General features: G+C 61.5%; 22 protein-coding genes and 2 pseudogenes. 15 read left to right on the top strand and 9 right to left on the bottom strand.

The genetic code is table 11. The features are described from left to right. Positions 1 to 90 precede the first annotated feature (90 nt). A complete protein-coding gene (locus QN315_RS06080) occupies positions 91 to 1,029 on the top strand; it encodes an AraC family transcriptional regulator (RefSeq protein ID WP_323992151.1) in 939 nt (312 codons plus the stop codon). 37 nt (positions 1,030 to 1,066) lie between these two features. Here the strand turns inward: QN315_RS06080 and QN315_RS06075 are convergent, their stop codons facing one another. The 3 genes from QN315_RS06075 to QN315_RS06065 are packed head-to-tail and all read right to left on the bottom strand — an operon-like array spanning position 1,067 to position 5,194. Next, positions 1,067 to 2,518 carry an efflux transporter outer membrane subunit gene (locus QN315_RS06075; RefSeq protein ID WP_323992149.1) on the bottom strand — a complete coding sequence of 484 codons (1,452 nt, stop codon included), beginning with the start codon at positions 2,516 to 2,518 and terminating at the stop codon, positions 1,067 to 1,069. Between the two features lie 9 nt (positions 2,519 to 2,527). Further along, positions 2,528 to 3,625 carry an HlyD family secretion protein gene (locus QN315_RS06070; protein ID WP_323992148.1) on the bottom strand — a complete coding sequence of 366 codons (1,098 nt, stop codon included), beginning with the start codon at positions 3,623 to 3,625 and terminating at the stop codon, positions 2,528 to 2,530. Positions 3,626 to 3,667: 42 nt separating this feature from the next. After that, complete coding sequence (locus QN315_RS06065; RefSeq protein ID WP_323992147.1) at positions 3,668 to 5,194, bottom strand: DHA2 family efflux MFS transporter permease subunit; 1,527 nt, start codon at positions 5,192 to 5,194, stop codon at positions 3,668 to 3,670. Positions 5,195 to 5,920: 726 nt separating this feature from the next. Between QN315_RS06065 and QN315_RS06060 the strand changes: the two genes are divergently transcribed. Next, positions 5,921 to 6,619, top strand: a complete 699-nt coding sequence (locus QN315_RS06060; RefSeq protein WP_323992146.1) for a pirin family protein — start codon at positions 5,921 to 5,923, stop codon at positions 6,617 to 6,619. 80 nt (positions 6,620 to 6,699) lie between these two features. Here QN315_RS06060 and QN315_RS06055 read toward each other — a convergent pair. Beyond that, positions 6,700 to 7,701, bottom strand: a pseudogene (locus QN315_RS06055) (FAD-dependent monooxygenase); the annotation flags it as partial. A 77-nt stretch (positions 7,702 to 7,778) separates the two neighbouring features. Here QN315_RS06055 and QN315_RS06050 point away from each other — a divergent pair. Beyond that, positions 7,779 to 9,013, top strand: a pseudogene (locus QN315_RS06050) (IS3 family transposase). Between the two features lie 126 nt (positions 9,014 to 9,139). Here the strand turns inward: QN315_RS06050 and QN315_RS06045 are convergent. Beyond that, positions 9,140 to 10,264: an MFS transporter gene (locus QN315_RS06045; RefSeq protein ID WP_323992144.1), complete on the bottom strand. Its 1,125-nt coding sequence runs from the start codon at positions 10,262 to 10,264 to the stop codon at positions 9,140 to 9,142. A 234-nt stretch (positions 10,265 to 10,498) separates the two neighbouring features. Between QN315_RS06045 and QN315_RS06040 the strand changes: the two genes are divergently transcribed. Then, on the top strand, positions 10,499 to 11,386 hold the full coding sequence (locus QN315_RS06040; RefSeq protein ID WP_323992140.1) for a LysR family transcriptional regulator: 888 nt from the start codon (positions 10,499 to 10,501) through the stop codon (positions 11,384 to 11,386). Positions 11,387 to 11,433: 47 nt separating this feature from the next. Here QN315_RS06040 and QN315_RS06035 read toward each other — a convergent pair whose 3' ends face one another. From QN315_RS06035 to QN315_RS06025, 3 genes are all read right to left on the bottom strand, one after another. Then, positions 11,434 to 12,096, bottom strand: a complete 663-nt coding sequence (locus QN315_RS06035; protein ID WP_176638407.1) for a flavin reductase family protein — start codon at positions 12,094 to 12,096, stop codon at positions 11,434 to 11,436. Between the two features lie 249 nt (positions 12,097 to 12,345). Continuing rightward, positions 12,346 to 13,314, bottom strand: coding sequence for an MBL fold metallo-hydrolase (locus QN315_RS06030; RefSeq protein WP_323992139.1), 969 nt, complete (start codon positions 13,312 to 13,314; stop codon positions 12,346 to 12,348). Between the two features lie 212 nt (positions 13,315 to 13,526). Further along, positions 13,527 to 15,122, bottom strand: a complete 1,596-nt coding sequence (locus QN315_RS06025; protein WP_323992137.1) for a Na+/H+ antiporter — start codon at positions 15,120 to 15,122, stop codon at positions 13,527 to 13,529. Between the two features lie 287 nt (positions 15,123 to 15,409). Between QN315_RS06025 and QN315_RS06020 the strand changes: the two genes are divergently transcribed. From QN315_RS06020 to QN315_RS06010, 3 genes are all read left to right on the top strand, one after another. Then, on the top strand, positions 15,410 to 16,348 hold the full coding sequence (locus QN315_RS06020) for an AraC family transcriptional regulator (RefSeq protein WP_323992135.1): 939 nt from the start codon (positions 15,410 to 15,412) through the stop codon (positions 16,346 to 16,348). Between the two features lie 120 nt (positions 16,349 to 16,468). Next, the gene (locus tag QN315_RS06015; protein WP_323992133.1) at positions 16,469 to 17,128 is read left to right on the top strand and encodes a response regulator; all 660 of its coding nucleotides are present in this window, start codon (positions 16,469 to 16,471) and stop codon (positions 17,126 to 17,128) included. A gap of 113 nt (positions 17,129 to 17,241) precedes the next feature. Continuing rightward, entirely contained in the window at positions 17,242 to 17,589 is a 348-nt protein-coding gene (locus tag QN315_RS06010; protein WP_323992131.1) for a response regulator, read from the top strand. A gap of 92 nt (positions 17,590 to 17,681) precedes the next feature. On the opposite strand, the gene QN315_RS06005 is transcribed toward QN315_RS06010, so the two are convergent. Then, positions 17,682 to 19,367, bottom strand: a complete 1,686-nt coding sequence (locus QN315_RS06005) for an ATP-binding protein (protein WP_323992129.1) — start codon at positions 19,365 to 19,367, stop codon at positions 17,682 to 17,684. A 453-nt stretch (positions 19,368 to 19,820) separates the two neighbouring features. On the opposite strand from QN315_RS06005, the gene QN315_RS06000 reads away from it, so the two are divergent. The 8 genes from QN315_RS06000 to QN315_RS19575 all read left to right on the top strand — a co-directional run bounded on the left by QN315_RS06000 (position 19,821) and on the right by QN315_RS19575 (position 26,733). Further along, the gene (locus QN315_RS06000) at positions 19,821 to 20,474 is read left to right on the top strand and encodes a hydrolase (RefSeq protein WP_323992128.1); all 654 of its coding nucleotides are present in this window, start codon (positions 19,821 to 19,823) and stop codon (positions 20,472 to 20,474) included. A gap of 38 nt (positions 20,475 to 20,512) precedes the next feature. Next, a complete protein-coding gene (locus tag QN315_RS05995; protein ID WP_323992126.1) occupies positions 20,513 to 20,797 on the top strand; it encodes a DUF1427 family protein in 285 nt (94 codons plus the stop codon). 31 nt (positions 20,798 to 20,828) lie between these two features. Then, complete coding sequence (locus QN315_RS05990; protein WP_323992124.1) at positions 20,829 to 22,697, top strand: amidohydrolase; 1,869 nt, start codon at positions 20,829 to 20,831, stop codon at positions 22,695 to 22,697. Positions 22,698 to 22,699: 2 nt separating this feature from the next. Further along, positions 22,700 to 23,143: a DoxX family protein gene (locus tag QN315_RS05985; RefSeq protein WP_323992122.1), complete on the top strand. Its 444-nt coding sequence runs from the start codon at positions 22,700 to 22,702 to the stop codon at positions 23,141 to 23,143. After that, positions 23,140 to 24,030: a glyoxalase gene (locus QN315_RS05980; RefSeq protein WP_323992120.1), complete on the top strand. Its 891-nt coding sequence runs from the start codon at positions 23,140 to 23,142 to the stop codon at positions 24,028 to 24,030. Before QN315_RS05985 ends, QN315_RS05980 begins: the two co-directional genes overlap by 4 nt. A gap of 1 nt (position 24,031) precedes the next feature. Then, a complete protein-coding gene (locus tag QN315_RS05975; protein ID WP_323992119.1) occupies positions 24,032 to 25,537 on the top strand; it encodes an alginate export family protein in 1,506 nt (501 codons plus the stop codon). 419 nt (positions 25,538 to 25,956) lie between these two features. Next, positions 25,957 to 26,388 (top strand): DoxX family protein, encoded by a 432-nt coding sequence (locus QN315_RS05970; RefSeq protein ID WP_176638397.1) that lies wholly within the window; start codon positions 25,957 to 25,959, stop codon positions 26,386 to 26,388. Between the two features lie 48 nt (positions 26,389 to 26,436). Further along, positions 26,437 to 26,733, top strand: a complete 297-nt coding sequence (locus QN315_RS19575) for an alpha/beta fold hydrolase (protein WP_408904592.1) — start codon at positions 26,437 to 26,439, stop codon at positions 26,731 to 26,733. Positions 26,734 to 26,763: the final 30 nt, after the last annotated feature.

Genomic DNA, 26,763 nt, shown 5'->3' with positions numbered 1-26,763 from the left:
CCAGGGTGCATTGTGTGCTTCAACTGCGAATAAGAATTGTTCCGGTATCACACAGCGCGTGGTGATGGACGTTCGAGCGGAGAATGATCGATGTTGATCTGCAACCGAAGTGCATTGAAGTCGATCGATTTTGACAAGCCTTGGCTGTGTGTCGAAGACAAGGTTGATACGTATCAGCATCTTGCGATCATGCGGGACGGTGCGCCGCAACCCCTGGCAGCGCGCTACGTTTCGGAGCGAGCGGACATTGGCTGGACCACGCCCAACGTGATTCAGGAGATGTTTGTGATCAATGTCAGTGGCGCGCCCAGAAAGCCATTCGACTTCTTCATCGATGAAAGACATGGCCGGCGGCCGCCAACTGACGCAGGGTCGCTGGGCATTTTGGATTTTCGGGCGTGCTGCTATGCCGATCTGCGCGGCCACAGCCTGAATTCCACGATGATCTTTGTTCCGATCGCGGCCCTGTCCGCCCTGGCGGATGAACTCTGCGTCCCGCGGATCGACCAAATCGACAGTCTGTCGGACGTCAACTGCGTGGATCCGATCATGTACCATATGGCACAGATCCTGGATGCTGCGCTGGCCCGCCCCGAGGAAGCGAACGCGTATTTTCTCGAACATATCTTCGCGGCGATCTGTCTGCACATCGGTCATTCGTACGGTCGTCTACAACGCCCATGCCAGCCCGATAACGGCGCCCTGCCTCTGCGCCAGGCGCGACGCATTCAGGAATGGCTGCGACAGGACATCAAGGACCCGCCGACGCTTCAGGAACTCGCCGCCAGTTGCGGCCTGTCGGTCAGCCATTTCACGCGCGCGTTCAGAGAGAGTACCGGGCTGCCGCCTCACCGTTGGCTGCTGGCCGCACGTGTCAAGCAGGCACAGGACATGCTGCATCGGAGCACGATGCCGATCAGTCATATCGCCCTGGATTGCGGCTTTGCCGATCAAAGCCATCTGACGCGCGTCTTTTCCAAACATGTCGGCATCAGTCCCGCTTCATGGCGCCGACAGAAAAGAACATGAGCCGTGCCTGGACGGGCGTCACCGTATCGCGCGGTTTTCAGCCACGGTCCGTACCCTGCCACCCGCCGCCAAGGGCCTTGAATAGGGCGACCAGGTCCGTCGCACAGTCGCGATCGCTCCTGGCGAGTTGATCCTCGACGAGATAGAGCGTCCTTTGCGCATCCAGTACGGTCAGGAAATTCTCGTTTCCGCTGGCATAGAGGCGGCGTGCGACCGAGAGTGCCCGCGCTTCCTGCTCCCGCTCCTGCTTAAGATGGCGATAGCGGATCTGGGCCTTGGCGTAGGTCACCATCGCCGCCTCGACGTCACGCAGCGCGTTCAGCACATCCTGCTGGTAAGTCGCCTGGGCCCGATCCGTCCTGGCCTGCTCGGCCTGGATCCGGAACCTGGTGCGACCCGCGTCGAAGATCAGCCAGTTCATGGAGGGACCGACCTGATAATACAGGCTTGCGCCGGTCAGGAATTTCGACGCGTCCAGGCTTTCGATTCCGGTGACGCCGGTCAGCGAGAAATGCGGATAATAATCCGCCGTCGCCACGCCGATCTTCGCATTTTCCTGCTGAATTCGCCGTTCCGCAGCACTTACATCCGGGCGCCGCAGCAACAGGTCCGACGGCAGGCCAAGCGGCGGATCCGGGTCCAGCGCCGGTAACGGCCGTGGCTGTTCAAGCTGGGTCAGAAGGTCTTCCGGCATGCGGCCCACCAACGCGCCGATCCGGTAGATCGCGCCGCGAATGTCCGCCTGCAAGACTGGAATATCGGCCTGCGTGCCTTCGACCTCCGCGTTCGCGCGCAGGGGATCGAGTACCGGCGCCAATCCCGCCTTGAGCTGGACCGTGGTGATCGCCAGCGCGTCCTGCTGGATCACCAGGTTACGCCGCGCGACATCCAGCTGTTCCTGCATTCCGCGCAGGTCCATGTAGGTGCGGGCGATTTCGGCGGCCAGGGTCAGGATCGCGTCGCGCCGATCCTCGATCGCGGCTTCATAGCCCGCGTCGCTGGATTCGATGCCGCGCCGTATGCCGCCGAACACGTCGATTTCCCACGACGCATCGAACCCGGCCTGGAACAGATTGCTGTGAACGCCGCGCCCCAGGCCGCCCGGCGGCACGCCGACCGGCAGGTTCTGGCTGCCCAGATTGCGTTTGAACGCGGCATCCGCACTCGCATTTGGCAGTAGCGCGGTGCCGGAAATACCCACCATGGCACGGGCCTCGCGCACGCGGGCATTGGCTTGCGCGATCGTGGGCGCGGACTGCAGGGCCGCGTCGATCAGACGATTCAGCACCGGATCGTGGAAGCTGGTCCACCAGGCAGCACCATCGTCGGGCAGCGGGCGGGCGCGGCTCTCCGTGCTTTCGGCGAAGCGGGTGGGCAATGACGACCGTGGGGGGTGATAATCGGGGCCCACCGTGCAGGCACCGGTAACGACCAGCAGGCAGGCGGACAGAAGGGCGCGAGAGATTGAGCCAGACGACAGCGCGTTCATCGTGCCCTCTTATTCGAACAGGCCGAGCCAATGTGGGTGCTGCCCGAAAAACACTTCGGTCTCCACCGACATGCCGGGAGAAATCCGGCGCAGGATTTCGGGTTGTTCATCGAAGACGATCTTCACCGGAACGCGCTGTACTACCTTGATGAAATTGCCAGTGGCATTCTGCGGCGGCAACAGTGCGAAGCGTGAGCCGGTACCCGGCTGTAGGCTATCGACATGGCCGTGGAGATACCGTTCAGGAAACGCATCGACCCGCACCAGGACTTTCTGGCCAGGACGCATGCGTGTGACCTGGGTTTCGCGATAATTTGCCACCACATAGGGCGCGTCCGGGACCAGGACGAACAGAAGCTGCCCAGGTTGCACGAAATTGCCGGGCTCGACGAGCTTGTTGGCCACAGTTGCATCGCGGTCGGCATAAATCCTCGTATAGGACAGGTTCAACTGCGCCTGTGCGAGGTGGGTCTTCGCCTGCAGCACAGTCGCCTGCGCCGTCACGATGTGGCTCCGCGCCAGCACAAGCTGCGCCTGCGCGGCCTGGATCGCGACCTGATCCGCCAGCACCTCGGCCTGCGTCGCCTGTCGTTGCGCGGTGGCGTCATCGACGCGCTGGGTAGAGACGGCGCGCACGTCGGTCACGCTGCGCAGGCGCTTCAGCGTGATGTCGGCGAGGGATTCGTGGGCCTGCGCGACTTCCAGGTCGGCCTGGCGCTGGTGGACGGCGGTCGTGGCCACCTCGCCCTCGTCACGCGCTTCTTTCAGACGTCCCTCGGCGGCCGCGACATCGGCCTGCGATACGGCGACCTGCGTCTCATAATCGCGGGGATCGAGTTGCAGCAACAGGTCGCCCGCATGTACCCGGCTGTTGTCATCGATATAGAGATGCGCCGCATAGGCGGGCACCTTGGGAATGACCGACTGGATATGCGCCTCGACATAGGCGTCGTCCGTTTCTTCCTCGAAATAGCTTGGCACGAAGACGTAGATCGCGCCGGCAAGCACCAGAACACCGATCACAGCCGCGAGGACGAGCATTTTCGGGCGTGTGGCGGGCTGGGGGCTGGGAGCTTGCGTCGCGGGAGCGGCAACCTGGGCGTTCATCGATTTCCTCAAGGAGATGTAAAGCGCATGGGCGCGGCCACGCTATTTTTTGACCACCGGCGTCGGCGGCATCAGCGGAATGACGAACAGCGTGATGACGGCGATGACCGCCATGAACGTGAAGGCGTCGGCGTAGCTGAGCGTTTCCACCTGGCGCCAGCCGGCATGCGCCAGCAGATCCAGCGCGCCCTCCTGCGCCCGGTGCGGGGTAAAGCCGTCACGGCCGGCCAGCGTCTGCGCGCCCACGCGCATCCACTGCTCCGTCGTTCCCTGGCCGGCGCGCAGGGCTTCATACAGGCGTGAGGAATGCAGCGTCTCTCGCCGCTCCAGCAGGATCGTCAGCAGCGCCACGCCCAGCGACGCACCGAACTGCCGGAATGTCATATAGAGCGTAACACCATCGAGAAATTTCTCGTCGCTGACACGCGACATCGTGCCGCTGCCGACGCTGGGCAGGAAGATCGCCTGACAGGCGCCATACAAAATCAGGGCAGGCATGTAATAGGCGGCGGGCGTATCGGCCGTCATCAGCCGGTTCAGAAGCAGCATGGAGACCGACAGCAGTATCATGGCGATCGCCAGCGCCTTACGCTGGCCGGTCCGGCTGAGAAGCTGGCCGCTCACCGAGCGCACGACCGCTGCCGCCACGGCATATGCAGCCATCAGCCGGCCCGCCTGTGACGCGCTGAGGGTCTGGGAGGCCGCACTGCGCAGGAATTCGGGCAGCACGAACAGGCTGCCGGACAAGATCATGCCGGTGAAAATACCCAGCGCCGCCGCAGACAAGACCAGCCGGTCCCGCAGCACCGTCAACAGGAGGAGCGGGTTCCTGTTCCTGGGGTGCAACTGCCATAGCAGGAACAGAACCAGCGCACCGACGCCCAGCAATGCCAACGTCCGGATATGCGACGATGCGAACCAGTCGTCGATTTCCCCACGGCTTAACAGGATCTGCAAGGACGCAACGGCGACCATCAGCAGAATCATGCCCTGCCAGTCGCTGGTTCTGAGTCGCTCGGACGTGAAGGGCGGGCAGGGCGGATAATAGCGCGCCAGCAGCCAGATCGCGCCGAGCGCAAACAGCAGAGCGGGGACGAAGATCAAGCGCCAATTCAAATATTCGGCGATCAACCCGCTGACGATCAGCCCGGTAGCGCTGGACAGGGACAACAGGATCGATGCCCGCATCATGTTGCCGCTGCGATGCGGCCTGGGCAGGACGATATAGATCGTGCTGCGCCACCAGGTGATCAGCGCGCTGGCCGCGAACCCCTGCACCACCCGGCAGATCAGCAACGTCTCCAGTCCCGGCGAAATCATGCAGCCGACAGAGGCCATGGCGAAGAGTGCTACGCTGCCGATCAGATAGCGCTTGGGGCCGAAATGACCCGCCATCCAACCAGATACTGGCACGCCCAGGAACAGCGCCAGACTGTAGGTGGTCAGGATCCAGCTCGCCTGGTCCAGCGAGACGCCCAGCGTTCCCGTCAGGTCCACCAGAACGAGGTTCATGCTATCGGCGACATAGAACTCCATGCCCGTCGCCAGACCCAGCCCGAGCAGCAGCATGCGTTCCTGATGGGATGTAGGGCTGCTAGGGGCGGCGGACTGGACCATGGCGACGGGCTCCTGGAAGGGCGTTGGAACGGCAGAGACAGGTGCCCGACGACGGCCCAGCCTTCCGGACGATTGCGCGTGATGGATTCACGAAAGGACGACCGTCCTTGCCGTGCGCCATTACCTTGGGGACCCGAGGATGAGGACCAGCTGCTCGATGCCCGCGCGCCAACGGAGGATCTCCAGAAACTCCTTCCGTTCTCGCCTCTCCATCCAGGAGACTTGTTTCTCCCAGATGACTGACGAAACCGGCACCTGGATAGTCGGAGCGGCATAGGATTCGTATACAATCGGAAGCCGCGCGTGCCATGGAAGCATGACGACCGGCCCGCGCGGCCATAGCCGCCAGTCAGATCGACAATCGAGCAACATGAAGATGGAGCTTTTCCCGTAAGGTCATGGGTGTTGGGCGCCGCAGCGCATCTCTACCACGCGTTTTCGGACCCATTCTTGTCGATTTTGATGGTTGTTTGAACGTTTGACGCAGACGCGGCCCATACGCACACCGTATCCGCAGACAGTATGGTCGCCATTTTAATGCGTAAGGGTCATCGCTGCGTGTGCCTGGCTTAATGTAATTATTGGAACCAATGAATTTCTTTCATTTCCATTTAAATGCGGATGACGACGGCGTATCTCTTCCCCTGTAGCAGGCCAATACGGGCCGGGAGGTATCAGATGATAGACGTCAGATCATTCGACAGCCTGGGCGGAGCCGATCATGGCTGGCTGAAGGCGAAACATCATTTCTCCTTCGCGGGATATCACGATCCGGAGCGCGTGCATTGGGGAGACCTGCGGGTGTGGAACGATGACACCATCGCGCCGGGCACGGGCTTCCCCGCCCATCCGCACCGCGACATGGAAATCATCACCTATGTCCGCAAGGGGGCGATCACCCACCAGGATAATCTGGGCAACAAGGGCCGCACCGAGGCCGGCGATGTGCAGGTGATGTCCGCTGGCACCGGCATCACACACAGCGAATACAACCTGGAATCCGGCGAGACCCAGATCTTCCAGATCTGGATCATCCCCACCGCACAAGGCAAGGCGCCAAGCTGGGGTGCCCGTCCGTTCCCCAAGGAGAACCGGGCCGGTCATTTCGTCACCCTGGCGTCGGGGTATGAGAGCGATGCCGATGCATTGCCGATCCGCGCCGATGCCCGCGTCCTGGGCGCGACGCTGAAGGCCGGGCAGATCGCGGAATATGCGCTCGGCACCGAACGCCAGGCCTATCTGGTGCCCTCGACCGGGGCTGTGGAGATCGACGGTGTGCGGGTCAACACCCGTGACGGCGCCGCGATTTCGGAAACGGCAACCTTGCGGGTCAAGGCGCTGGAAGATTCCGAGATCGTCCTGGTGGATGCCGCCTGATCCGTGCGACTGGACCATCGCCCGCGAGCCCCCGTGCTAAAAAACACGGGGGCATTGGGCGGTGGTCTGTCGATTGTCCGTCAGCCCATCGATGCGCCCAGTCTTCGGCCGTATGCGGCGATCGCACGGCCGGCTTCGAGGCGCTCGCGTTCATATCTGATCAAGGCCTGATCCAACGGTGCGCCGGCCAGGGCGTCGACCAACGCAAGGGCGTCTCCGGCGGCCTTTGCCACCCCCATCGCGGTATGGGGCCGGACGACGAACGCGGCATCCCCCAGCAGCAGCAGGCGGTCTCGCACCATTCTCGGGGTCTCGAAATCGAAGATCGCCTGAATGAAGGGCGCCGGTTCCGCCAGCATGGCCCCCAGAAACTGCGGCGGGAGTTGCTGCCGCCCGGCCGCGACGAGCGCCGCGCGGGCAGCGTCGCTGATACGCCCCCGCGACAACGAATAGGGATGGATCCGGCCATCCCTGTCGGTCAGCACCGACGCGAGGTCCTCGGCCCGCCGATACCAGACCCAGTTATAGCGCCGGTGACCAGGATCGGTCTCTCCGTCGGGGCCGGGCACGAGATAGCCCAGCGCCTGTGACCGAGGGATGGTGTAGAAGGCGAAGCGGTCGAGCAATGTTGCCGCCGCCGCTTGGGGCAGGGTGGTCTCCGGGATCAATCCGCGCCAGGCGACATAGCCCGCATAGCGCGGGGTATCCGCCTCGATTACGGCGGGCCGGACGATTGACCCGATCCCGTCGGCACCGATCACCAGATCGGCGGAGACCCGGCTGCCGTCGCTGAACTCCAGCCACGCCATATCCGCCGCCTGCCCGACCGCGACGACCGGTCGCCCGACCGCATAGTCGCCGTCTTCAAGACGGGCGCGCACGCCGCGGTAAAGATAGTCCCAGGAGATCTGCATCTGCGGCATCGTCCGGCGCGCGACGATCATGCCCGCGCGGTCGAGAAAGATGCGCTCGTTCGCCATGACGCCGACCTGCATGGCGTGCGAGAGGCCGATGCGGCGCAGGAGGGAGGAAAGCTGCTCCTGGACCACGAGACCGGCGCCGCGCCCTTCCAGCCCAGAGTGGGAACGCTCGTAGTCTCCCGCCTATCGGTTTTTTGAGACACCAGATAAGCGCGTGAGGAATGCGCGAGGGTGTCAGAATGACGAACGAGTTGAAGAACGACGCGAAACGACCGGGGCATGGCGGACGCATGTCACGCCGCCGCAAGAAGGAGGCCGTGCTTCGTCTGCTGCGCGGTGAGGACATGGAGATGGTCTCGCGCGAACTGGGCGTGACGGCCGCAACCCTGAGCGGATGGCAGAGCGCCTTCCTTTCCGGGGGCGAGGCCAGTCTTGCGACACGTCAGACTGACGGTGAAACGCTGGAGAGCGATCGCCTCAAGGCAAAGCTCGGCGAGGTCATGATCGAGCGTGAACTGCTGCGTGAAAAGATCGCGGCCATGGAGGCTGGCCGCCCTTTGGCCCGTCGGAGGCTGCGGCCATGAGTGCGGCGGTCTCCCCCTCTTCCGGTCGCCCCTATGGACTGGCGGCGGTCTGCCGGGTCTGGAACATCAGCCGGGCGACACTCTACCGCCGCCGGACGCCCATGGAGGTGAGACCAGCCTTGCGGCGGCGCGGCCCGACAGGCCCCATGCCGGACGCCGAACTGGTCGGGCGCATCCGTGCGATCATCACGGCCAGCCCGTTTCATGGCGAAGGGCACCGCAAGGTCTGGGCAAGACTGCGGGTCGCGGGCGTACGCACGTCCCGTCGCCGGACGCTGCGCCTGATGCGTGAAAACGATCTGCTCGCCCCCTCGCGGACCGGCGCGCCGAAGGGACCGCGCAACCATGACGGCACCATCATCCCGGATGCCCTCGACATCATGTGGGGCACCGACATGACGTCGACATGGACGCAGGAAGGACAGGCCGCCGTCTTCATTGCCATCGATCATCACAGCGGCGAATGCGCCGGCATTCATGCCGCCCGGCGCGGCACCCGCTTCGAGGCCCTGGAGCCCATACGCCAGGGCGTGCGCCGCTGTTTTGGCGCATTCGCCGAAAAAGTAGCAACTGGACTTTCCCTGCGCCACGATCACGGCAGCCAGTATATGTCCGATGATTTCCAGAACGAAATTCGCTTCCTGGGCATCGAAAGCTCGCCGGCATTCGTCCGCGCCCCCGAGGGCAATGGCTGCGCCGAACGCTTCATCCGGACACTCAAGGAGAACCTGCTCTGGGTCCGGAACTTCGAGAACGTCGAGGATCTCCGACAGGCCCTGCTGGAATTCCGCGATCTATACAATGAAACATGGCTCCTTGAACGGCACGGGTTCATGTCACCGAACGCCGTGCGCGCCAAAGCTCTTTCCACCGCGGCTCTCGCCGCTTAGGCTCCAACCAGATGTCTCAAAAACCGAGGCCGGTACAGTAGATCCTCACCGCGTGCCCGGCCTGGCGCAGCAGCACGGCTGCGAAAAGGCCCCCAAGGGAGCCTCCGACGATCGCTACGCGCATGATCAGTCCTCGCGTCTCAGGCCAGCAAGCTGGAGGATCACGGCGATCGCCGCCAGCCCGCCGCCCAGCAGGGAGACCGCGGTCCATCCCGCCATGGTCCATGCCGTGGTCGCCACGGCCGAGCCTGCGGCCCCGCCCAGGAACATGGCCCCCATGAAGATGGTATTGAGCCGCGCGCGGGCCTCCGGCCGCAGGGCGTAGATCACATGCTGGTTCGAGACCAGCGCGCTCTGCACAGCGAAATCGAGTAGGATGACGCCCGCTACCAAGCCGGCGATCGAGGTCCATAGCCCGAACACCACCCATGACGCCAAGGTCAGCACGGCGCCCAGCGCGATGACCCGGTGCGGGCCGTAGCGATCCGCCACACGTCCCGCCACGGGTGCGGCGAAGATGCCGACCGCGCCCACAATACCGAAGAGGCCGGCGACGTCCGCCCCCAGGCCGAAGCGCGGTTCCTGCAACCGGAAGGCCAGGATCGTCCAGAAGATCGTGAAGGCGGCGAACAGCAGCGCCTGGGTGACGGCCGCCAGTCGCAACGCGCCGAATTCGCGCCAGATATGGACGAGCGACCGCATCAGGGCGCCATAGCGGAGGCCCGGCTGCGGAGGATGGCTGCGGGGCAGGCCGGCTGCCATCAGGGCCCCGGCCGCGAGCGCCATCGGCACGCCCAGCCAGAACATGGCGCGCCAGCCATAATGGGTCGCGACGAAGCCGGCCAGCGTCCGGCTGAGCAGGATTCCGCCCAGCACCCCCGACATGACGGTGCCGACGGTGGCCCCGCGCCGTTCGGGCGCCGAAAGATGCGCCGCGAACGGCACGATCTGCTGGGCGACGGTGGCCGAAATGCCCAGCAGCAGCGACGCCAGAACCAGCAGCCCGGCACTCGGCGCCAGCCCCGCCACCGCCAGGGCCATCGCGACGATGGCGAACTGGACGATAATCAACCGCCTGCGCTCTATCAGGTCGCCCAGCGGCACAAGCAGGAACAGGCCGACCGCATAGCCGAACTGCGTGGCCGTCGGGATCAGACCCGCCATGTCGCCGGGAAACGCGTGTTCGATCACGCCGAGCATCGGCTGGTTGTAATAGATGTTCGCGACGGCGACGCCCGCTGCTACCGACATCGCAAGCGTCGTCCCCAGACTGAGTGTTCTGGTGCCGGGTGTCGCGGTCGCAGGTGGATGCGAGGCGGTTGGCGCATATGTCGACATGACGGATCTCCCGATGAGTCAGGCCGTGGTGCAAGGGACAGGTCGAGAGCGCCACGGGCATCAGTTCCAGAGCCCGACATCTAGATGAATATCCATGTGTGATGTAGTTATACGAAGATATATATCGGCATAACGATTGGAGATATAATGGAGTTGGAAAGGCTTGCCGTGCTCGTCGAGGCCGTACGCATGGGCAGCCTCGCCGCCGCTGCCCGTCGGCTTGGCCTCTCGCCGATGGTTGCCACGCGCCGGCTTGCCGCGCTGGAGGACGACCTTGGCGTCCGTCTCATGCATCGCACCACGCGCTCGATCGCTCTGACGCCGGAAGGCGAAGCGTTCCTGCCCCATGCCCAGATACTGCTGGAAGACGCCGCTATCGCCCGCGCGAGCATCAGGCCCGTCGGGGACGGTATTTCGGGCGTGCTGCGGGTCACCGCCTCTTTTCCCTTCGGGCGCAAGATCCTGGGGCCGCTCATCGTGGACCTGATGCGCGCGCATCCGGATCTGCGGGTCGATCTTCTGCTCAGCGACAGCATCGTCGATATCGTCGCGCAGGGAATCGATGTCGCGGTGCGGATCGCGGTGCTCCAGGAGAACGGCCTGATCGCCCAACGTGTCGGCGAGAGCCCGCGCGGCCTCTTTGCCGCCCCCTGCTATCTCGCGGAACAGGGAATGCCGCGGACGGTCGCCGACCTCGCGCACCATCAATGCCTGCTTATTACAGGCACATCGCACTGGGATTTCTCACGTTCGGGGAGCAGGCGGGTAAAGGCGGCGGGCCGCTTCACCGCCAGTTCGGTGGAGGCCTTGCAGCAGGCGTGCCTCGGCGGCCTCGGCATCGCCAATCTTTCGACATGGTACGTGCAGGATGAGATGCGCCAGGGTCTTCTGGTCCCGATCGAACTCGCCGATGGGGCGCCCGAGCCATTATCGATCTGGGCGGTTTATCCGACCCGACGCCTGGTCCCGCCCAAGGTCCGCGCCTTTGTCGGGGCTCTTGCGGCCCGATTGCAGGAGGTCCAAAGGCTGGCATAGCGGCCGCTGCAGTCCGCACCGATCGCTAGGCCGCGCCGGCCTGCGCCTCACCGGCTTTCGCGAAGCAGGGCCTCCACATCGTCGTCCGCGCGCGGGCGAAGCAATTCGAACATGGCGTCGCGTTCGACGGCCAGGTAATCCCCTTGCCGTCCCGCGCGCAGCACCGGCACGGCACCTGCGGTATCGTATATCCCGTCATGCAGCAGGTCGCGGCGGATATGCACCGCGACGACTTCCCCCAGGACAAGCCAGCTTTCCACCGCCTGCCCGTCCGCCCCCTGGAGCTGGACGATCTGCGTCAGCCGGCATTCGAAATGAACGGGGCTCTGGGCGATCCTGTCCACTCGGACCGTTCGGCCCGGTAGCCGCGCGAGCCGCGCCAGGTCGAACTCGCTCTGTCCCTTCGCGACGGCAGCCGAGGTGACGTTCATCTGGCGCACCAGGTCGCGTGTCGTCAGGTTCCAGACAAATTCGCGGGTCTCGGCGATATTGGCCACGGTGTCCTTCCAGCCGATGCTGGAAAACCCGATGATGGGCGGATGATAATTGAACGCGTTGAAGAAGCTGTAGGGCGCCAGGTTGAGGCGGCCGCCGCCGTCCACCGATGAAATCCAGCCGATCGGCCGGGGGCCGACGATGGCGTTGAACGGGTCATGCGCCAAGCCATGCCCGGCAGCGGGTTCATAGGAATAAAACGCGTCTTCCGCCATGCGACGGTCTCCTTCCTGCTGCGTCATTCGTCCCAGACAAGAATGCGCTGCCGACCGCCATCGTCTACGATGGCCAGTCTTTCGGCTCCGGGGACGTCATGGCGGGCGAGCTTCATGGACGGGATCTCTTGCTGGTTGGATGGTGCGTCACGACGCGTCTTCGCGCATCCTCCCGCCCCGGTGCCGGACATGGCATGGTGTCGAACACGGTTTGTACGCGGCGGAGTGCAGCCTGTCGACGGGGATACGTCAGAAGGCATGACGCCATGGGGAGGGCACGAACGCATAGGCGCCATCCCGCGCGCGACCGACATAGCCGAATCCGGGGAAGTCCAGATGCATGCCCGCGACCATCATCCGGTCCGTCGCGACCCTGTCGAGCATTCGCCTGCGCGTCGCCATGGTCTGGGCGGGGTCCACATCGAAACCAACGCCCCATTCCGGATGCACGAACTGGAGATGCGGCAGGTGGATGATGTCCCCCCAGATCAGAAGCTGGCCATCGCCGGACGCGACCAGCAGCCCCGTGTGACCGGGTGTATGGCCGGGGAGTTCCTGCGCGATCACGCCCGGACTCACGGCCTGTTCGTCCCGCTCCAGCAGAGTCGTGCGCCCCGCATAAGCCGCGACCGCCTGTCGGGCCGACTGAAACAGGAAGCGCTCGAACTCTGTCCCCTGCGCCATGTTGGCGTCGTCCGACCAATAAGCCAGTTCCCGCTGATGCAGGACCAGTTCGGCGTTCGGGAAGGCCGCCGTGCCGTCCTGCGTCGTCATCCCGAGAATATGGTCCGGATGCAGATGCGTCAGAAACAGCACGTCGACGGACGCCGGATCGATGCCGGCCGCGCGAAGATTATCACGCTGCTTGCCAGCCTGCGGACCAAGGCCTCCGCCCGCTCCGGTATCGACGAGCACCGTCCTCGTGCCCTGCCGAATCACATAGGTGTTGATCGCCATAGGCAGGTCGCCGGGTGGCAGAAACGCCGCCTGGGCCAGGCGTTCGGCCTCCTGCGGATCGGCATCCGGGACGATGGACAACGGAAACGTCGCATGTCCGTCGCTGACGGCTGTGACCTCCATGTCTCCCACCATCCATTTGAATAGCCCAGGAACCTGCAGGCGGGGGGAGGAAGCAGGCTTATCGGAGGTGGTGTTATCGATACTCATGGTGATCCTGGCATATCGAGTTGAGAGCAGGGCGCGGTGGCGCGCCTGCATCTGTTGGCGGGACCATCATCTAGACGAATATCGGATCGTGATGCAGTTATACTAACATATATGCCGTCATAACGATTTTAGATATAATATGGCCAGAAAGACTTAGCCGCTGGGCGAAGCTGCCCCGGCTGCCCGTCTCATGCACCGTGCCACACGGCCGATCGCATACACGGACGACAGGATATCTCCCATTATCGTCGTGTCCATGCGAATCATCCGGTTTCGGAAATGCGGATCTCGGCGGCGATTTGCTGCATGTCGAGTTCCTCTTCCATTTTTCTCAGCGTCTTGTCGTGGATGTCACCCGACCGGTGCAAGGTGATCAGCCCCATACGGCCGGCCTCGATCGCGGCCAGGATGACTTGAAAATGCGCGATTTCCTTGTGGCGATGCAGCTTCCGATCCTTGGCGAGCGCGATCGCCATTTGCGTCCGATGGGTATATTGCTCGACGAGACGAGGATGTGATTGCGTGCCGTCAGGTTGCTGCGACATCGCGATGACCGCGGCCTGCTGCGCGTCGCTCATGCGTATCCAGGCCATGTCCTCGCTCTCCTGCCGGACCAGCAGGTCTTCCGCTCCGTTCAGTCGCAGGCAGCGTATCGCCCGTCCGAGAGTGCTGCCCTGCACCAGTACGGTGACAAGAATCACGGCAAACGCCGATACAAGAATCATATCACGGCCTGGCAGCGAATCCGGTAGCGACAATGCGGCCACCAAAGTTACGACCCCACGCATTCCTGCCCAGCTCATAAGCGCCGCCGTAGCGACCGAGGAGCGGCGTGCGCGAAAAAAACCAAACATTTGTATCGTACGCAGCAGGACATGAGAGCCCAGCAGCCAAGCAAAGCGCGCTATAATGACGGTTGCGACGACGATTGCGGCCGGAAGAAGCAGGGTATGAAGCCCGTCATCGACCGTGTGGATCCGCGCCAGCACGCCTTTCAGCGACAGGCCGATCATGATGAACAGAACCGATTCCATCAGGAATACGGTGATTTTCCAGAAGGCTTGGGCCCTCACGCGGGTCGCGGCGCTGAAGTCGGTGTGCTGGTGCCAGCCGACCAGAAGCCCGGCCGTGACTGTCGAGATCACCCCGGAGACATGCAGGCTCTCGCCGCCGATATAGGCGATCGCGGCCAGGAGGAACGTGGCGACAATGGCCAGTTCGCTGTCGCGTAACCGGCGAATCAGGAACAATCCTCCCTGGCCGATTATGTAGCCGACCACGACCCCGCCGATCGACAGCACGCAGAACGTGCTGATCGCGTCCGCCAGGCTGAATGCTCCGGTCAATGCGGCTGTAAGTGCAAAGCGGAACAGAACCAGGCCCGCCGCGTCATTCAAGAGGCTCTCTCCGCGCAGCAGGGCTGTGATCCGGCTTGGCAGGCTGACGCGTTCCAGCACGGCATCTGCCGCCACCGCGTCCGGCGGCGAGACGATCGCCCCCAGCGTGAAACAGACCGCCCATGGCAGTCCGGGCACCATCCATTTGGTGGCCAGACCGACCAGTAGCGTGGTAAAACCCACGGCACCAACCGCCAGCATGAGAATGCTGGACAGATTGGCGCGGAATTCGCGCCAGACTGTGAAATAGGCGCCGCTCATCAGCAACGGTGGCAAGAAGACGATCAGCACAAGACCGGGATCGATGCTCAGATCCGGCGTGCCAGGGATCAGCGCCAGGGCAATCCCGCCCGAGATCAAAGCGGCGGCGGGTGGCAATCGTAGCCGCCAGGCGACGAATTCGAGCAGCACCGCTGCCGCGACCAGACCCAGGAGGCTTTCATATTGGAAGACGGCCGGCATATGAGTGTGTCGGACTCCCTGAATCCACGTGCTGGAATGAGTAAGAGGCTTCAGTGCTACCGGCCGGATGCGCGTCGCCCAACGAGCCGGAAACCCAGCATTTCACTTTATTTTATCGCAAAAACCGATCAGCCAACATATATACTAACGTATAGAATGTAAGTGGCCTGATTTATGCAGAAAAACCATGATTTCGTTCCATTGGACGAGATTCTTCGGCTCTTGTCGCTTCACATCGCATCCGTTGACAGCATGACATGACTTCCCTGGTCCGGATGGACTCTGCAATGACGATCGAGGAAAAAATGTACGCTGGCGTCGAAAGGAACAAGAGGCAATATGGCGACGCCATAGCGCGCTCCTTTGGGCTGCCCGCCCAACAGAAACTCATCACGCGGTCGCTGAAAACCACTCAGATCGCAATCAGCCGTCTGAGTATTGGTGTGGAACAGCTTGGGATGAGCGCGCAAATACCAGTCGAGGATACCTTCGTTCTGGCGATGTACCTGACGGATCTTGAATACCATGAACTCTGGAGCGGGAATCGGCCCCTGTATCGACAGGGCTACAGGAAGGATTCGATCAGGATCGTCAACTTGATCGATGCGTTTTCAGCGCTTGTCACCGCACCGCATGAGGCCCTGACATTCTACATTCCCCGGCAATCCCTCGATGAGATCGCCGATGAAGCCGGCACGAAGCGGGTCAGCACCATCACCTTTACGCCTGGAATCATCGATCCTGCTATCGTGCATCTGTCACGCATACTGCTTCTGGCACTTGCTCGGCCGCAGGAAGTCAATACCCTGTTTCTCGATCATGTGACCCTGGCGCTCTGCAACCATCTCGTGGAGCATTACGGGGACCATGCCCCGACACTACGGTGGAACAAAGGAGGTCTCTCTACACAGCAACTGGCGAAGGCAGAAGCTTACATGACAGAGAATATTGCGGACAATATCAGCCTTTCCGAGGTGGCTAGCCATTGTGGGCTCACGCGTGCACATTTTGCGCGCGCGTTCAAGGTCAGTACCGGTACTAGCGCGCATCAGTGGCTCCTCGATCAAAGAATATCGCGTGCCGAAGCCCTTTTATTGTCAAGCGAAGAGCCGATCAGCCACATCGCGGTCGCCACCGGGTTTGCCGATCAAAGTCATCTGACACGTGTCTTCTCACGGAAGAAGGGTATCTCGCCAGGCGCCTGGCGATGGCGGCATCGGGCCTGACGCCTCCTGGGCATGGATGCCCAGGCGACCTCTCGGAGTTGTTGCTGAACGGTCCGCGGCTGAGTCATAAATCCGTTTCAAATGCCGATAATGCTCGGCTGTGTCCAGGAGAGCTTTCCGATGCACGTGCCCGCACCATCCACAATGTCCGAACCTCCGGTTGTCATCATTGTCGAAGATGATACCAGGGTGCGTAAATCGCTCCGGAGTCTCCTGCGTTCGGCGGGTCTTCAGTCGATAGAATATGGTTCTGCATCCGATCTGCTCGACCAGAGGCTGCCCGCCGCCGAGCGCTGTCTGATATGCGATATCCGGCTTCCGAATCTCAACGGCTTCGACCTGAAGGCGGCTCTTGAGCAACGTGGCGAGTGTGTCCCCGTGGTCTTCATCACGGCCCATGGAGATATTCCGATGTCCGTCCGTGCCATGAAGGGCGGTGCGATCGACTTTCTGGAGAAACCGTTCCGAAATCAGGAGCTGTTGGACGCCGTTACGGAGGCCTTGGCGGCCGACCGCCGCCGGCGAGAATCTGTAACGCGCCTCAGGGACCTCCACGCTCGGCTGGAAGCCCTGTCGCCGAGAGAGCGCGAGGTACTCAAAGGTGTCGGGGCAGGGCGTCTGAACAAGCAGATTGCCGGTGACCTCGGTTTGAGTGAAATCACGGTGAAACTCTATCGCGCCAACCTGATGCGTAAGATGAAAGCCGGGAGCTTCGCGGAGCTGATTCGGATCATCCAGACGATCGAGACCAGCGTGGGACCAGACCATACGCGCGTATGAGTATCGAAAAATCGAAAGAGGGCGCATGCTCAAGGACCCGGAACCCGGTTACGGCTCGCTCTCATAGCAGCTCGTAAGGATGTGGATTGGCACATGCCCCAATGATTGCGATCGTGGACGACGACGAGCGCGCCCGCGTTTCCCTGGGCAGTCTTGTCACGTCCCTGGGTTTCTCCACCTGCGCATTCGCGTCTGCTCGCGAGTGTCTCAGCAGTGACTTCGAGTCGCTTAGCTGTATCATCTCCGACATACAAATGCCCGACGTCAACGGGCTGCAACTGGCCCGCATGTTAAGAAGCAGGCCGAACTGCCCTCCGATCATTCTCATTACCGCGTTTCCCCGGCCCAACCTCATGAAACAGGCCGCGGCAGCCGGTGCGGCATTCTTTGTCGAGAAGCCACTAAGTCCTGGCATATTGCTGGATATTCTTTCGGCGCTATCCATCAAAAAAGGCGCCTGATCGCTTTTTGTGAAGAAAGCGCCTGCATCGCGGTTGCTTCAATGCATTGATGGCAATGAAAGCATGCAGCTCGCCGTTCGCCCATCCCTCCTTCAGATGATCCCGGTGGCGAACGCTCTGGGGAGAGCGATTGTAATCACCGCACCGTCGGATTTATCGTCGTTGGCTATTTCGATTGTACCGTTATGTTCTTCTATAATTGATCGACAAATTGACAGGCCCAATCCCATGCCCTGAGCCCGGGTCGTATAGAACGTCTGAAATGCTTTTTCGAAACCGTCGGGCGAAAAACCCCCACCGGTGTCGCTCATTGTCAGCACGACTCGCTCGTGATTTGCCCACATTGTAAGTGTAATCCGCCTGAATGCCGGATCGAAGGCATCGATCGCCTGTATTGCGTTACCCAGCAGATTGACGATGACCTGTTGTAGAAGAATTCGGTCCCCCAGAACGAGGCTTCCCGGCGCCTGCAATTCCTGAACGATGGTAATCCCGTGTGCTTCGGCATCGCCCTGCGCAAGCAGGACGGCCGTGCTGATCACCTGATCTACTGGGATTGGGGCATGTTCTGGTTTCGCTTTGCCCAACAACGTATGCACACGTCGAACAACGGCGGCCGCATTTTGAGCAGCTTCGATGACGTCCGTCAGCGCCGCCCCGGCCTCTAACAGATTCGGTACCGGCGCACAGATCCAGCATTGAGCTGCCTGCGCGAAATTGACCACCGCGGCAAGCGGCTGGTTGACCTCATGGGCGATCGTCGCAGAAAGTTCGCCCAGGCTAGCGACACGCAGGGCCTGTTCCAGTTCGGCGCGCGTCGCCGCGATCATTGCCTCCATTTTCCGCTGTTCCCTGATGTCGAGAATACATCCTGTCACCCGGTCGTATCCGGCTCCGGACGGGAAGCTCAACGCGACAATTGCCGTTACGTTCTCGCCGGCGAATAGTCGAAACTCTGCTTCACAGACGAATTTTGTCTCGTCTTCATCGATCGCCACGATGCAATGTTCGAATGTACTGTCGTCTTCTATAAGAAAATCACTGAGGTTTTTAAAGAAATCCGTTCGACTGGCGATATTGAACAGTTTCAGGGCCGCGTCGTTGGGATTCGATATCGTCACCGTCCGGCGCATACGCGCCACGAAGTCTTTGTTTTCTTTGATGTATTTTCGAATGTCGACGACGCCTTCGGCATGGAGCCGACTGAGCTCATGCTTCACCGCCCGGAAATCGTGTTCCCAGATACCGACCGCCAGCGTATCGAAGATCGTGCGATAGCGTTCCTCGCTCAAGCGCCCGAAGATGGCCGCCGTATCGCCCGTCAGATCGATATTGGCTTCGACGATCAGCTCCGGGCGGCTGGCGTACCCGCGCACCGATTCCCATTGTACCAGCGCCGTAATGCGATGCCCGGACATGTCCTTTTGTTCCACATGCCCGGCCCAACGACCGTCCGACTCGAGCGTGGCCACGACATCGGCCAGCTCCATACTGAATGTCGTCTCCAATGTGGAACAGGCATTCATTCCGATGATCTTGTCGCGAGGCCATCCGTAAAGTCTTTCCGCCGCCCGGTTCCAGGCCCTGACCGTACCGTGCCGCTCGCGAACCACCAATGCGACTGGCGCGTGGTCAAATGCCGATGTCTCATATGTCGGCCGTATCGCGTCTTCCCGCTGCTTTCGTCGCCCCCTCAGGATCCGCACGGTTACGGCGAACACATTTCCGATTATCGAGAGGCTGAATCCTCCCAGAATGACGGCGTCGCGAATGGACATCCATGAGTGCCCAATTGATCTGTTCATATTATATTGAACACCACACCTCTACAGCGAGCGTCTTGTCGGATATTCTGGATTTTTGTCGGAAAGTGCCATATCCGGCCATTCGCCATTACTCCGGTACCACAGGTCGGCGTAAGCAATATATCCTTTGGTATAGTTTTTTAGACCAAGGGCATAATATTGTCATTGATCCGGCGCGGGGGCAGTATCCCAAAGCGAATGGGACATCGTCTCGAAATAACATAAAAAACGCGATAATTCGAAATGTCGTCCATTCGTTTGTTTTATTATTGCATGAAATGTCAATGATGAAGCAGGGCTAGGCATTGAATCAAAAACAACGGAAGAATCGGGCAATTTCTTGCTGTTCGCAAAGTCGCGTTTGATTGGATCTGTATTGCCAAGCCTTCCTGCTTCTCGCTCGTATCTCTTCAGAAGGATGAATCCATGTCTATCCAGGCGACGCCTACCCCCGGAAAACTGCTTTTAACCCCCGTCGATCATCTCCTGATCATGATCGATTTCCAGTCTCAGATGTCGTTCGCGACCAAATCGATCGATGCCATCACGCTGCGTAATAATGCCGCGCTGGTGTCCGCGGCGGCGGCCGAATTCCATGTGTCGACCATCCTGACCACGGTGGCGGCCAAATCCTTTTCGGGACCGATGTTTGAAGAAATTACTTCGGCCTTTCCCGGCCAGGCGCTGTTCGACCGTACATCGATGAATACGTGGGAGGACGCCGCAGTGATCGCCGACGTCAACCGCATTGGAAAGACGCGCATCGTCCTGGCCGGTCTCTGGACATCCGTGTGCATCGTCGGTCCCGCCCTCTCGGCGATTGACCAGGGGTTCGAGGTGTATGTCATCGCCGACGCGTGTGGTGACGTTTCGACAGAGGCGCATGAACGTGCGATCGAACGCATTGTGCAGGCCGGCGGCCGGCCCATGACCTCGCTGCAATATCTGCTTGAACTGCAACGCGACTGGGCCCGGACGGACACATACGAGGCGACGACTGGTGTGGCCAAGAAATATGGCGGTGCCTATGGCCTTGGCGTGACTTACGCCAAGACGATGTTCGGCGCGCACGAAGGCTGAGCGCGTCGCGTTATTGGCTCCAGGTCGGGAGATCCCGCGTGAAACCCTATCTCGTATCCTTGCTTGCCGGCACGATCGTGGGGCTTCTCTACGGCCTCGTGAATGTCCGCTCACCAGCGCCACCGATCGTGGCGCTGGTCGGGCTTCTGGGCATCCTCATTGGGGAACAGATCGTGCCGGTCACGAAGCATTTCTGGCTGGGCCAGAACGTCGCGGCCGCATCGCGCGCATCGGCGCCCGATACCGTATCGATGCAGCCAGGCTCCCTGCCGCTCGGTGTCAAGCCTCGCTCGGAGGCAGATCGCGACCGGACGACCATCTGAGCCTCGCGGCTTACATTAGGCGGAGACCGTCATGACCGCACCCGATTTGATCTTGTATAACGGCAAGATTACCACTCTCGACAGGGGCGATCCTGCCCCGGAGGCGATCGCCATTACCGAGGGTCGATTCAGCGCCGTCGGTGCCGAGCGCGATATCATGCCGAGCGCCGGCCCGACCACCCGAATGCTCGATCTTGGTGGCCGCCGCCTGATCCCCGGTTTGATCGACAATCATCTGCACATCATCCGGGCCGGTCTCAATTTCAATATGGAATTGCGCTGGGACGGGGTAAGATCCCTGGCCGACGCCATGAGCATGCTTAAGCGCCAGGTCGCCATCACGCCGCCACCGCAATGGGTGCGTGTCGTCGGAGGCTTCACTGAACATCAATTCGTGGAAAAGCGTCTTCCAACGCTCGATGAGATCAACGCGGTCGCGCCGGACACCCCGGTCTTCATTCTGCACCTCTATGACCGTGCCCTGCTGAACGCGGCCGCCCTGCGGGTTGTCGGCTACACGCGCGATACCCCCGATCCCCCCGGAGGGGAGATCCAGCGTGACTCGTCGGGGACGCCGACCGGCCTGCTGCTGGCCAAACCCAATGCCGGCATCCTGTATGCGACATTGGCCAAGGGCCCGAAGCTTCCCTTCGATTACCAGCTCAATTCCACCCGGCACCTGATGCGGGACCTCAACCGGCTTGGCGTAACCGGCGCGATCGACGCGGGCGGCGGCTTCCAGAATTACCCGGATGATTACGAGGTCATCGAGAAGCTCGCGGCCGACGACCAGCTTACGGTGCGTATTGCCTACAATCTGTTTACCCAGAAGCCGAAAGAGGAAAAGGAGGATTTCCTGCGCTGGACCAATTCGGCGACATATCAGCAGGGTACAGATTATTTTCGTCTCAACGGCGCCGGCGAAATGCTCGTCTTTTCCGCCGCCGATTTCGAGGATTTCCGCGTGGCCAGGCCGGATATGCCGGCGGAGATGGAAGACGACCTGGAAGGCGTGGTCCGCATTCTCGCCCAGAACCGCTGGCCCTGGCGCATGCATGCGACATATGATGAGACGATCGTCCGGGCGCTGGACGTTTTCGAAAAGGTCAACGCTGAAATTCCCTTCTCCGGCCTACATTGGTTCTTCGACCACGCAGAAACGGTGAGCGAGCGATCGCTGGAGAGAATCGCTGCCCTCGGCGGCGGGGTCGCGATTCAGCATCGCATGGCGTTTCAGGGCGAGTATTTCGTCGAACGCTACGGAAACAAGGCAGCGGAAGCGACGCCCCCGGTCGCCAGGATGCTCGAAATGGGCGTCAAGACCTCCGGCGGCACCGACGCGACCCGTGTAGCGTCGTACAACCCCTGGGTCTCACTCTATTGGCTGGTAACGGGCAAGACCCTCGGCGGCCTGCAACTCACTCCGACTCACAAGACGCTCGATCGCGAGACCGCCCTGCGCCTGTGGACCGAGAACACGACGTGGTTCTCCAACGAGGAGGGCAAGAAAGGCCGGATCGCGCCTGGACAACTCGCGGATCTCGTCGTTCTTGACCGGGACTATTTCGACGTGCCGGGCGATGAGATCCAGGATCTTTCCTCGGTGATGACGATGGTCGGCGGCAGGGTTGTTCATGGCAGCGACGTGTTTTCGTCCCTGGCCCCGCCGCTGCCGCCGGCCATGCCCGACTGGTCGCCCGTACGCACGTTCGGAGGGTATCAGTCCCGCTTCCAGGCTACGGACGCGGATGCCGGGTCAGTCGCTAGTCTGACGCGGTGCTGCGACAGCGCCTGCGGGATTCACGCCCACGACCACGCCCGCGCCTGGAACAGCCAGGGTCCGGTGGGTAACGATAAGTCCTTCTGGGGCGCGCTCGGCTGCTCTTGCTGGGCGTTCTAGAGATGATGTCAGCTTCATCACATGACGAACACCGGAAACTGTGCCTCGCCTTGGCATGGTTTGGATACCTAGCGCTCTGTTCGGCATATATCCTGGGGGGTATCGACAAGATTCTTGATTTCCCGGGTGCCGTCGTCGAGACGCGGCACCTTGGTGTGCCCTTTCCGCTCCTGGCTACGATCGCCACCATCATCGTCGAGCTTCTCGGCTCTGCGTTGATCCTGTCCGGCTGCTGGCGATGGTGCGGCGCGCTCCTGCTCGCAGGGTTCACCGTCGTCGCGAATATGCTGGCGAACGCGTTCTGGCGTCTGCCGGACGAGGCAGCCCGTACGCTCTCCGCCAACGCCTTCTTCGAACATTGGGGCTTGATCGGAGGCTTTCTCCTGATTGCGCTCCGATCAAGCTCCGGCTTCTCCCGTCCATTCTTGCCATGGAAAATTCAATGATGCGTCGTCTCTTCCTGGGCGTTACCCTGGCGACCGGTTTCGCCCTGGCCAGCGTGGCGCAGGCCCGCGTGCCCCAGCCCGACTTGGCCGTCGGTCCGCAATATGACACCACCCATGTGTATGTTGCGGCGTCGGATGTCGATCGGTTCGTCAGCAGCTTCCTGGGGACATTCGGCGGGTCCAGCACCAAGCAGGTCGTGGTCACGGTCACGCCGACGCCCAGCACGACAAGCTCGCAACTGCTGCTGACGCCGGTCGGCACGCTTTCGGTCTTCGGCTTCCGTACACCGGTGCCCTTTCCGTTCGGCTCCGAGCGCAACGGCTATTACGTCATGGACCTCGATGAAGCCGTGAAGGCGGCGCGCGCGGATGGCGCAGAGGTCTATGTGGAAGCATTCCCCGATCCGATCGGGCGGGACGTGCTGGTACGCTGGCCGGGCGATATCAACATGCAGCTCTACTGGCACACGGTCGCGCCTCATTATCCGGAACTGAAGACCATTCCCGAAAATCGCGTCTATATATCCCCCGATCGAGCAGACGCTTTCGTGCGGAGCTTCACCCGGTTCTCCCACGGGGCCGTTACGTCGGACGATCGCGCGGCGCCTGGTGTCGAAATCGGACGCCCCGGTGGCACCTTTCGGCGCATTCGCCTGCAGTCAAAATTCGGGCGCATCCTCGTCCTGGTAACGGACGGACATCTGCCCTATCCCTATGGTCGGGAGACCACTGGCTACGAAGTCGCCGACCTTGGTGGTACGCTCGACAAGGCGCGAGCGAACGGCGCGGAAATCCTCGTACAGCCTTTTACGTCGGCCGATCGCAGTTCAGCGCTCGTATTGTTCCCGGGCGGCTACATCGCCGAAATTCATGCCACTCAGCCCTGACGTGACGATCCATTTTCACTGTTTCCAAAGGCACGCTTTGTCTCGCCTTTGCGTGTTGGCGCTGACGGCGTTGCCATGGTCCGTTGCCGCGTGGGCGGACGATCCGGAAATGCAGACGACGGGTATTATCACACGCGACGCCGCATCTTCGGACGCCGCCCCGCCCGCCGTGGCCACCACGCCCGTCCCGGCGCGTCCGTCCCCCCTCGGCCTGACACGATGGACCGAGGACTGGTCGGCGCTGGCCGATCCCGCATTGCGTACCGCGCCGCTCGACGGCTTGAAATACATTCCGTTCTCCCGATCCGATCCGTTCCCCTATCTGTCCCTGGGCCTGACGGTCCGAGAGCGGCTCGAGACCAACGACGCGCCCGCGTTCGGCACAGGGCCCGCGAAGTCCGACACATATTTACTGGATCGCGTGCAGATTCACGCCGACTTGCACCTGGACAGGCACTGGCGCAGCTTTGTCCAGTTTGAGGACGCACGGGCCGTCGGCAAGACAATGCTGACTCCCGTCGATCAGAACCAGATCGATCTGCGCCTTCTGTTTCTCGAATATACTGGCAAGGTTGCAGGCGGTACCTTCAAGGCCCGGGTGGGACGGCAGGAGTTCGCGTTCGATCTCCAGCGATTCGTTTCCGTCCGGGATGGACCGAACGTGCGGCAGGCCTATGACGCCGTCTGGGCTGACTGGGAGCTAAAGCCCTGGCGTATTCTCGGCTTTGTCAGCCAACCCACGCAATACAGGGACATCCGGTATTTCGACGATTATTCCACCCCGCATCAACGATTCAGCACTTTGCGCGTCGAACGTCATGTGGGCGGTACGAATTCCATTTCTGCCTATTACGCGTTGCTTCAGCAGGATGGCGTCCACGACCTGGATGCGTCGGGACGCGAAAACCGGCATGTCTTCGATGTCCGCAGCGCCGGCCATTGGCACGCGTTCGATTGGGACCTGGAGGCAATGGGGCAGTTTGGAACGATGGGCGGCAAGAGGGTACGTGCATGGGCCTTCGGAAGCCGGACCGGGTATACGATCGACACGCTTCACTGGAAACCATGGTTCGGCATGCAGATCGATGGTGCGTCCGGAGATACGAAGGCCGGGGACCGTACGGTTGGGACATTCAATCCGCTGTTTCCGAATGAATATTACTTCAACCTTGGCAGCTACAACACCTATGTGAATATTTTCCACGTCAAACCTATCGTGTTGGTACGTCCAGCACCACGGCTGGCGGTCATGGCCGCCGTCGGCCTGCAATGGCGCATGACGACAGCCGATGCGATCTACACGGTGCCGAATATCCCCGTTCCAAACACGCGTGGGCGAGGGCATCTGTGGAGTGGTTTATACGGGCAGGTTCGGTTGGACTATACGTTTACAGCCAATCTTGCCGGTGCGATCGAGGCCGTCGACTACGCGGCTGGTGATACGATCCGACAGGCCGGTGGCCATGACAGCCGCTATCTCGGTACTGAATTGCGTTTCGGGTGGTAGGTCCGGCGATCGTGCTCGATTGAAGCGCGGATTCTTCGCCACGGGATCATCCATATACCACGGTATAGGCAGAAACCGCGCGGCCGGTCGCGTAAACATCTTACTTATACGAAATGTTCCGAATCACCCCTGCCAGCATGGGGCACTCATCGCAGCCCAGAGGAATATCGATACCTGCAAAGCCTGCGCTATCCGCATTGACGACGACTGCCGGTGCTCCGTGGCCGGACAACCAGAACAGCGAAAGCGCCGGTCTCCGAGCTCCGTTGCCGATGCGGGACCACCGACTGCTGGAGCCGCCGCAATGTGGGGCGTACCGCCAGAGATCGTGGACCGGAAGGTCGGCCATTTCGCGAAGGTGATGGCCAGATCGGGAAGAAGCACGGAAGGCTACAATGAAAGCAGAAGGATGCTATAATATGATCAAGCTATTTTCGCGCGACACGCTCCTGCTGATCGCCCGCCTTGCGCTGGCCATGCTGTTCCTTGTCATGGGCTGGGGCAAGCTGGTCGATTATTCCGGCACGGTTGCCTACATGGCCCAGACGCACGCCCCGCTTCCGGCGGTCGCCGCAATTGTTGCGATCGTGATGGAACTGGGCATCGGCGCGGCTCTCGTCACCGGCTTTCTGGTGACGCCGCTCGCCGGCATCCTCGCCATCTATGCGGTCATGACGGCCTTTATCGGACATCATTTCTGGACCATGGACGGCGCGCTTCGCTACGATATGACGATCCATTTCTACAAGAATATCAGCATTGCCGGGGGGCTGCTCGCTCTCGTCGCCGCTGGACCCGGCCGCTTTGTGCTGCGACTGCCGCATCGTGACTCGGGTCTTGCTATCGCCTGAGCACGATACGCGCAACCACAACACGGATCCAGAACAGGAACCGACATCATGGCGACCCTCACGACCTGCGGCGGGACCGGGCTTTATTACAAGAACTGGGGCACGGGTCAGCCCGTCCTCTTCAGCCACGGGTGGCCGCTGAGCGCGGATATGTGGGACGCCCAGATGCTGTTCCTGGCCGAACGGGGCTTTCGGGGCATCGCGTTCGACCGGCGTGGTTTTGATCGATCGAGCCTGCTCCTGCTTGGGGCTGTGACGCCATTTTATGAAGACGTCGGACCATCCGGTCGGTCCCGAGAAGGCCGTGTTCGAGGGTATTCGACGCACCGCACGTGTTCGTGTTGACGTACAAGGATCAGCTTAACGCCGACCTTC

The sequence above is a fragment of the Nguyenibacter sp. L1 genome (genome assembly GCF_035199985.1).
In the GTDB taxonomy this organism is placed as follows: domain Bacteria; phylum Pseudomonadota; class Alphaproteobacteria; order Acetobacterales; family Acetobacteraceae; genus Gluconacetobacter; species Gluconacetobacter vanlangensis.
Note: the sequence above shows the minus strand (reverse complement) of the source record. Positions and strands in the feature narration are given on the sequence as shown.

What these genes read in the sequence shown, in the direction of transcription:
- QN315_RS06080 (WP_323992151.1), top strand. Translation starts at nt 91, where the DNA reads ATGTTGATCTGCAACCGAAGTGCATTGAAGTCGATCGATTTTGACAAG.
- QN315_RS06075 (WP_323992149.1), bottom strand. Translation starts at nt 2,518, where the DNA reads ATGAACGCGCTGTCGTCTGGCTCAATCTCTCGCGCCCTTCTGTCCGCC.
- QN315_RS06070 (WP_323992148.1), bottom strand. Translation starts at nt 3,625, where the DNA reads ATGAACGCCCAGGTTGCCGCTCCCGCGACGCAAGCTCCCAGCCCCCAG.
- QN315_RS06065 (WP_323992147.1), bottom strand. Translation starts at nt 5,194, where the DNA reads ATGCTGCTGCTCGGGCTGGGTCTGGCGACGGGCATGGAGTTCTATGTC.
- QN315_RS06060 (WP_323992146.1), top strand. Translation starts at nt 5,921, where the DNA reads ATGATAGACGTCAGATCATTCGACAGCCTGGGCGGAGCCGATCATGGC.
- QN315_RS06045 (WP_323992144.1), bottom strand. Translation starts at nt 10,264, where the DNA reads ATGTCGGTAGCAGCGGGCGTCGCCGTCGCGAACATCTATTACAACCAG.
- QN315_RS06040 (WP_323992140.1), top strand. Translation starts at nt 10,499, where the DNA reads ATGGAGTTGGAAAGGCTTGCCGTGCTCGTCGAGGCCGTACGCATGGGC.
- QN315_RS06035 (WP_176638407.1), bottom strand. Translation starts at nt 12,096, where the DNA reads ATGGCGGAAGACGCGTTTTATTCCTATGAACCCGCTGCCGGGCATGGC.
- QN315_RS06030 (WP_323992139.1), bottom strand. Translation starts at nt 13,314, where the DNA reads ATGCAGGCGCGCCACCGCGCCCTGCTCTCAACTCGATATGCCAGGATC.
- QN315_RS06025 (WP_323992137.1), bottom strand. Translation starts at nt 15,122, where the DNA reads ATGCCGGCCGTCTTCCAATATGAAAGCCTCCTGGGTCTGGTCGCGGCA.
- QN315_RS06020 (WP_323992135.1), top strand. Translation starts at nt 15,410, where the DNA reads ATGACGATCGAGGAAAAAATGTACGCTGGCGTCGAAAGGAACAAGAGG.
- QN315_RS06015 (WP_323992133.1), top strand. Translation starts at nt 16,469, where the DNA reads ATGCACGTGCCCGCACCATCCACAATGTCCGAACCTCCGGTTGTCATC.
- QN315_RS06005 (WP_323992129.1), bottom strand. Translation starts at nt 19,367, where the DNA reads ATGTCCATTCGCGACGCCGTCATTCTGGGAGGATTCAGCCTCTCGATA.
- QN315_RS06000 (WP_323992128.1), top strand. Translation starts at nt 19,821, where the DNA reads ATGTCTATCCAGGCGACGCCTACCCCCGGAAAACTGCTTTTAACCCCC.
- QN315_RS05990 (WP_323992124.1), top strand. Translation starts at nt 20,829, where the DNA reads ATGACCGCACCCGATTTGATCTTGTATAACGGCAAGATTACCACTCTC.
- QN315_RS05985 (WP_323992122.1), top strand. Translation starts at nt 22,700, where the DNA reads ATGATGTCAGCTTCATCACATGACGAACACCGGAAACTGTGCCTCGCC.
- QN315_RS05980 (WP_323992120.1), top strand. Translation starts at nt 23,140, where the DNA reads ATGATGCGTCGTCTCTTCCTGGGCGTTACCCTGGCGACCGGTTTCGCC.
- QN315_RS05970 (WP_176638397.1), top strand. Translation starts at nt 25,957, where the DNA reads ATGATCAAGCTATTTTCGCGCGACACGCTCCTGCTGATCGCCCGCCTT.
- QN315_RS19575 (WP_408904592.1), top strand. Translation starts at nt 26,437, where the DNA reads ATGGCGACCCTCACGACCTGCGGCGGGACCGGGCTTTATTACAAGAAC.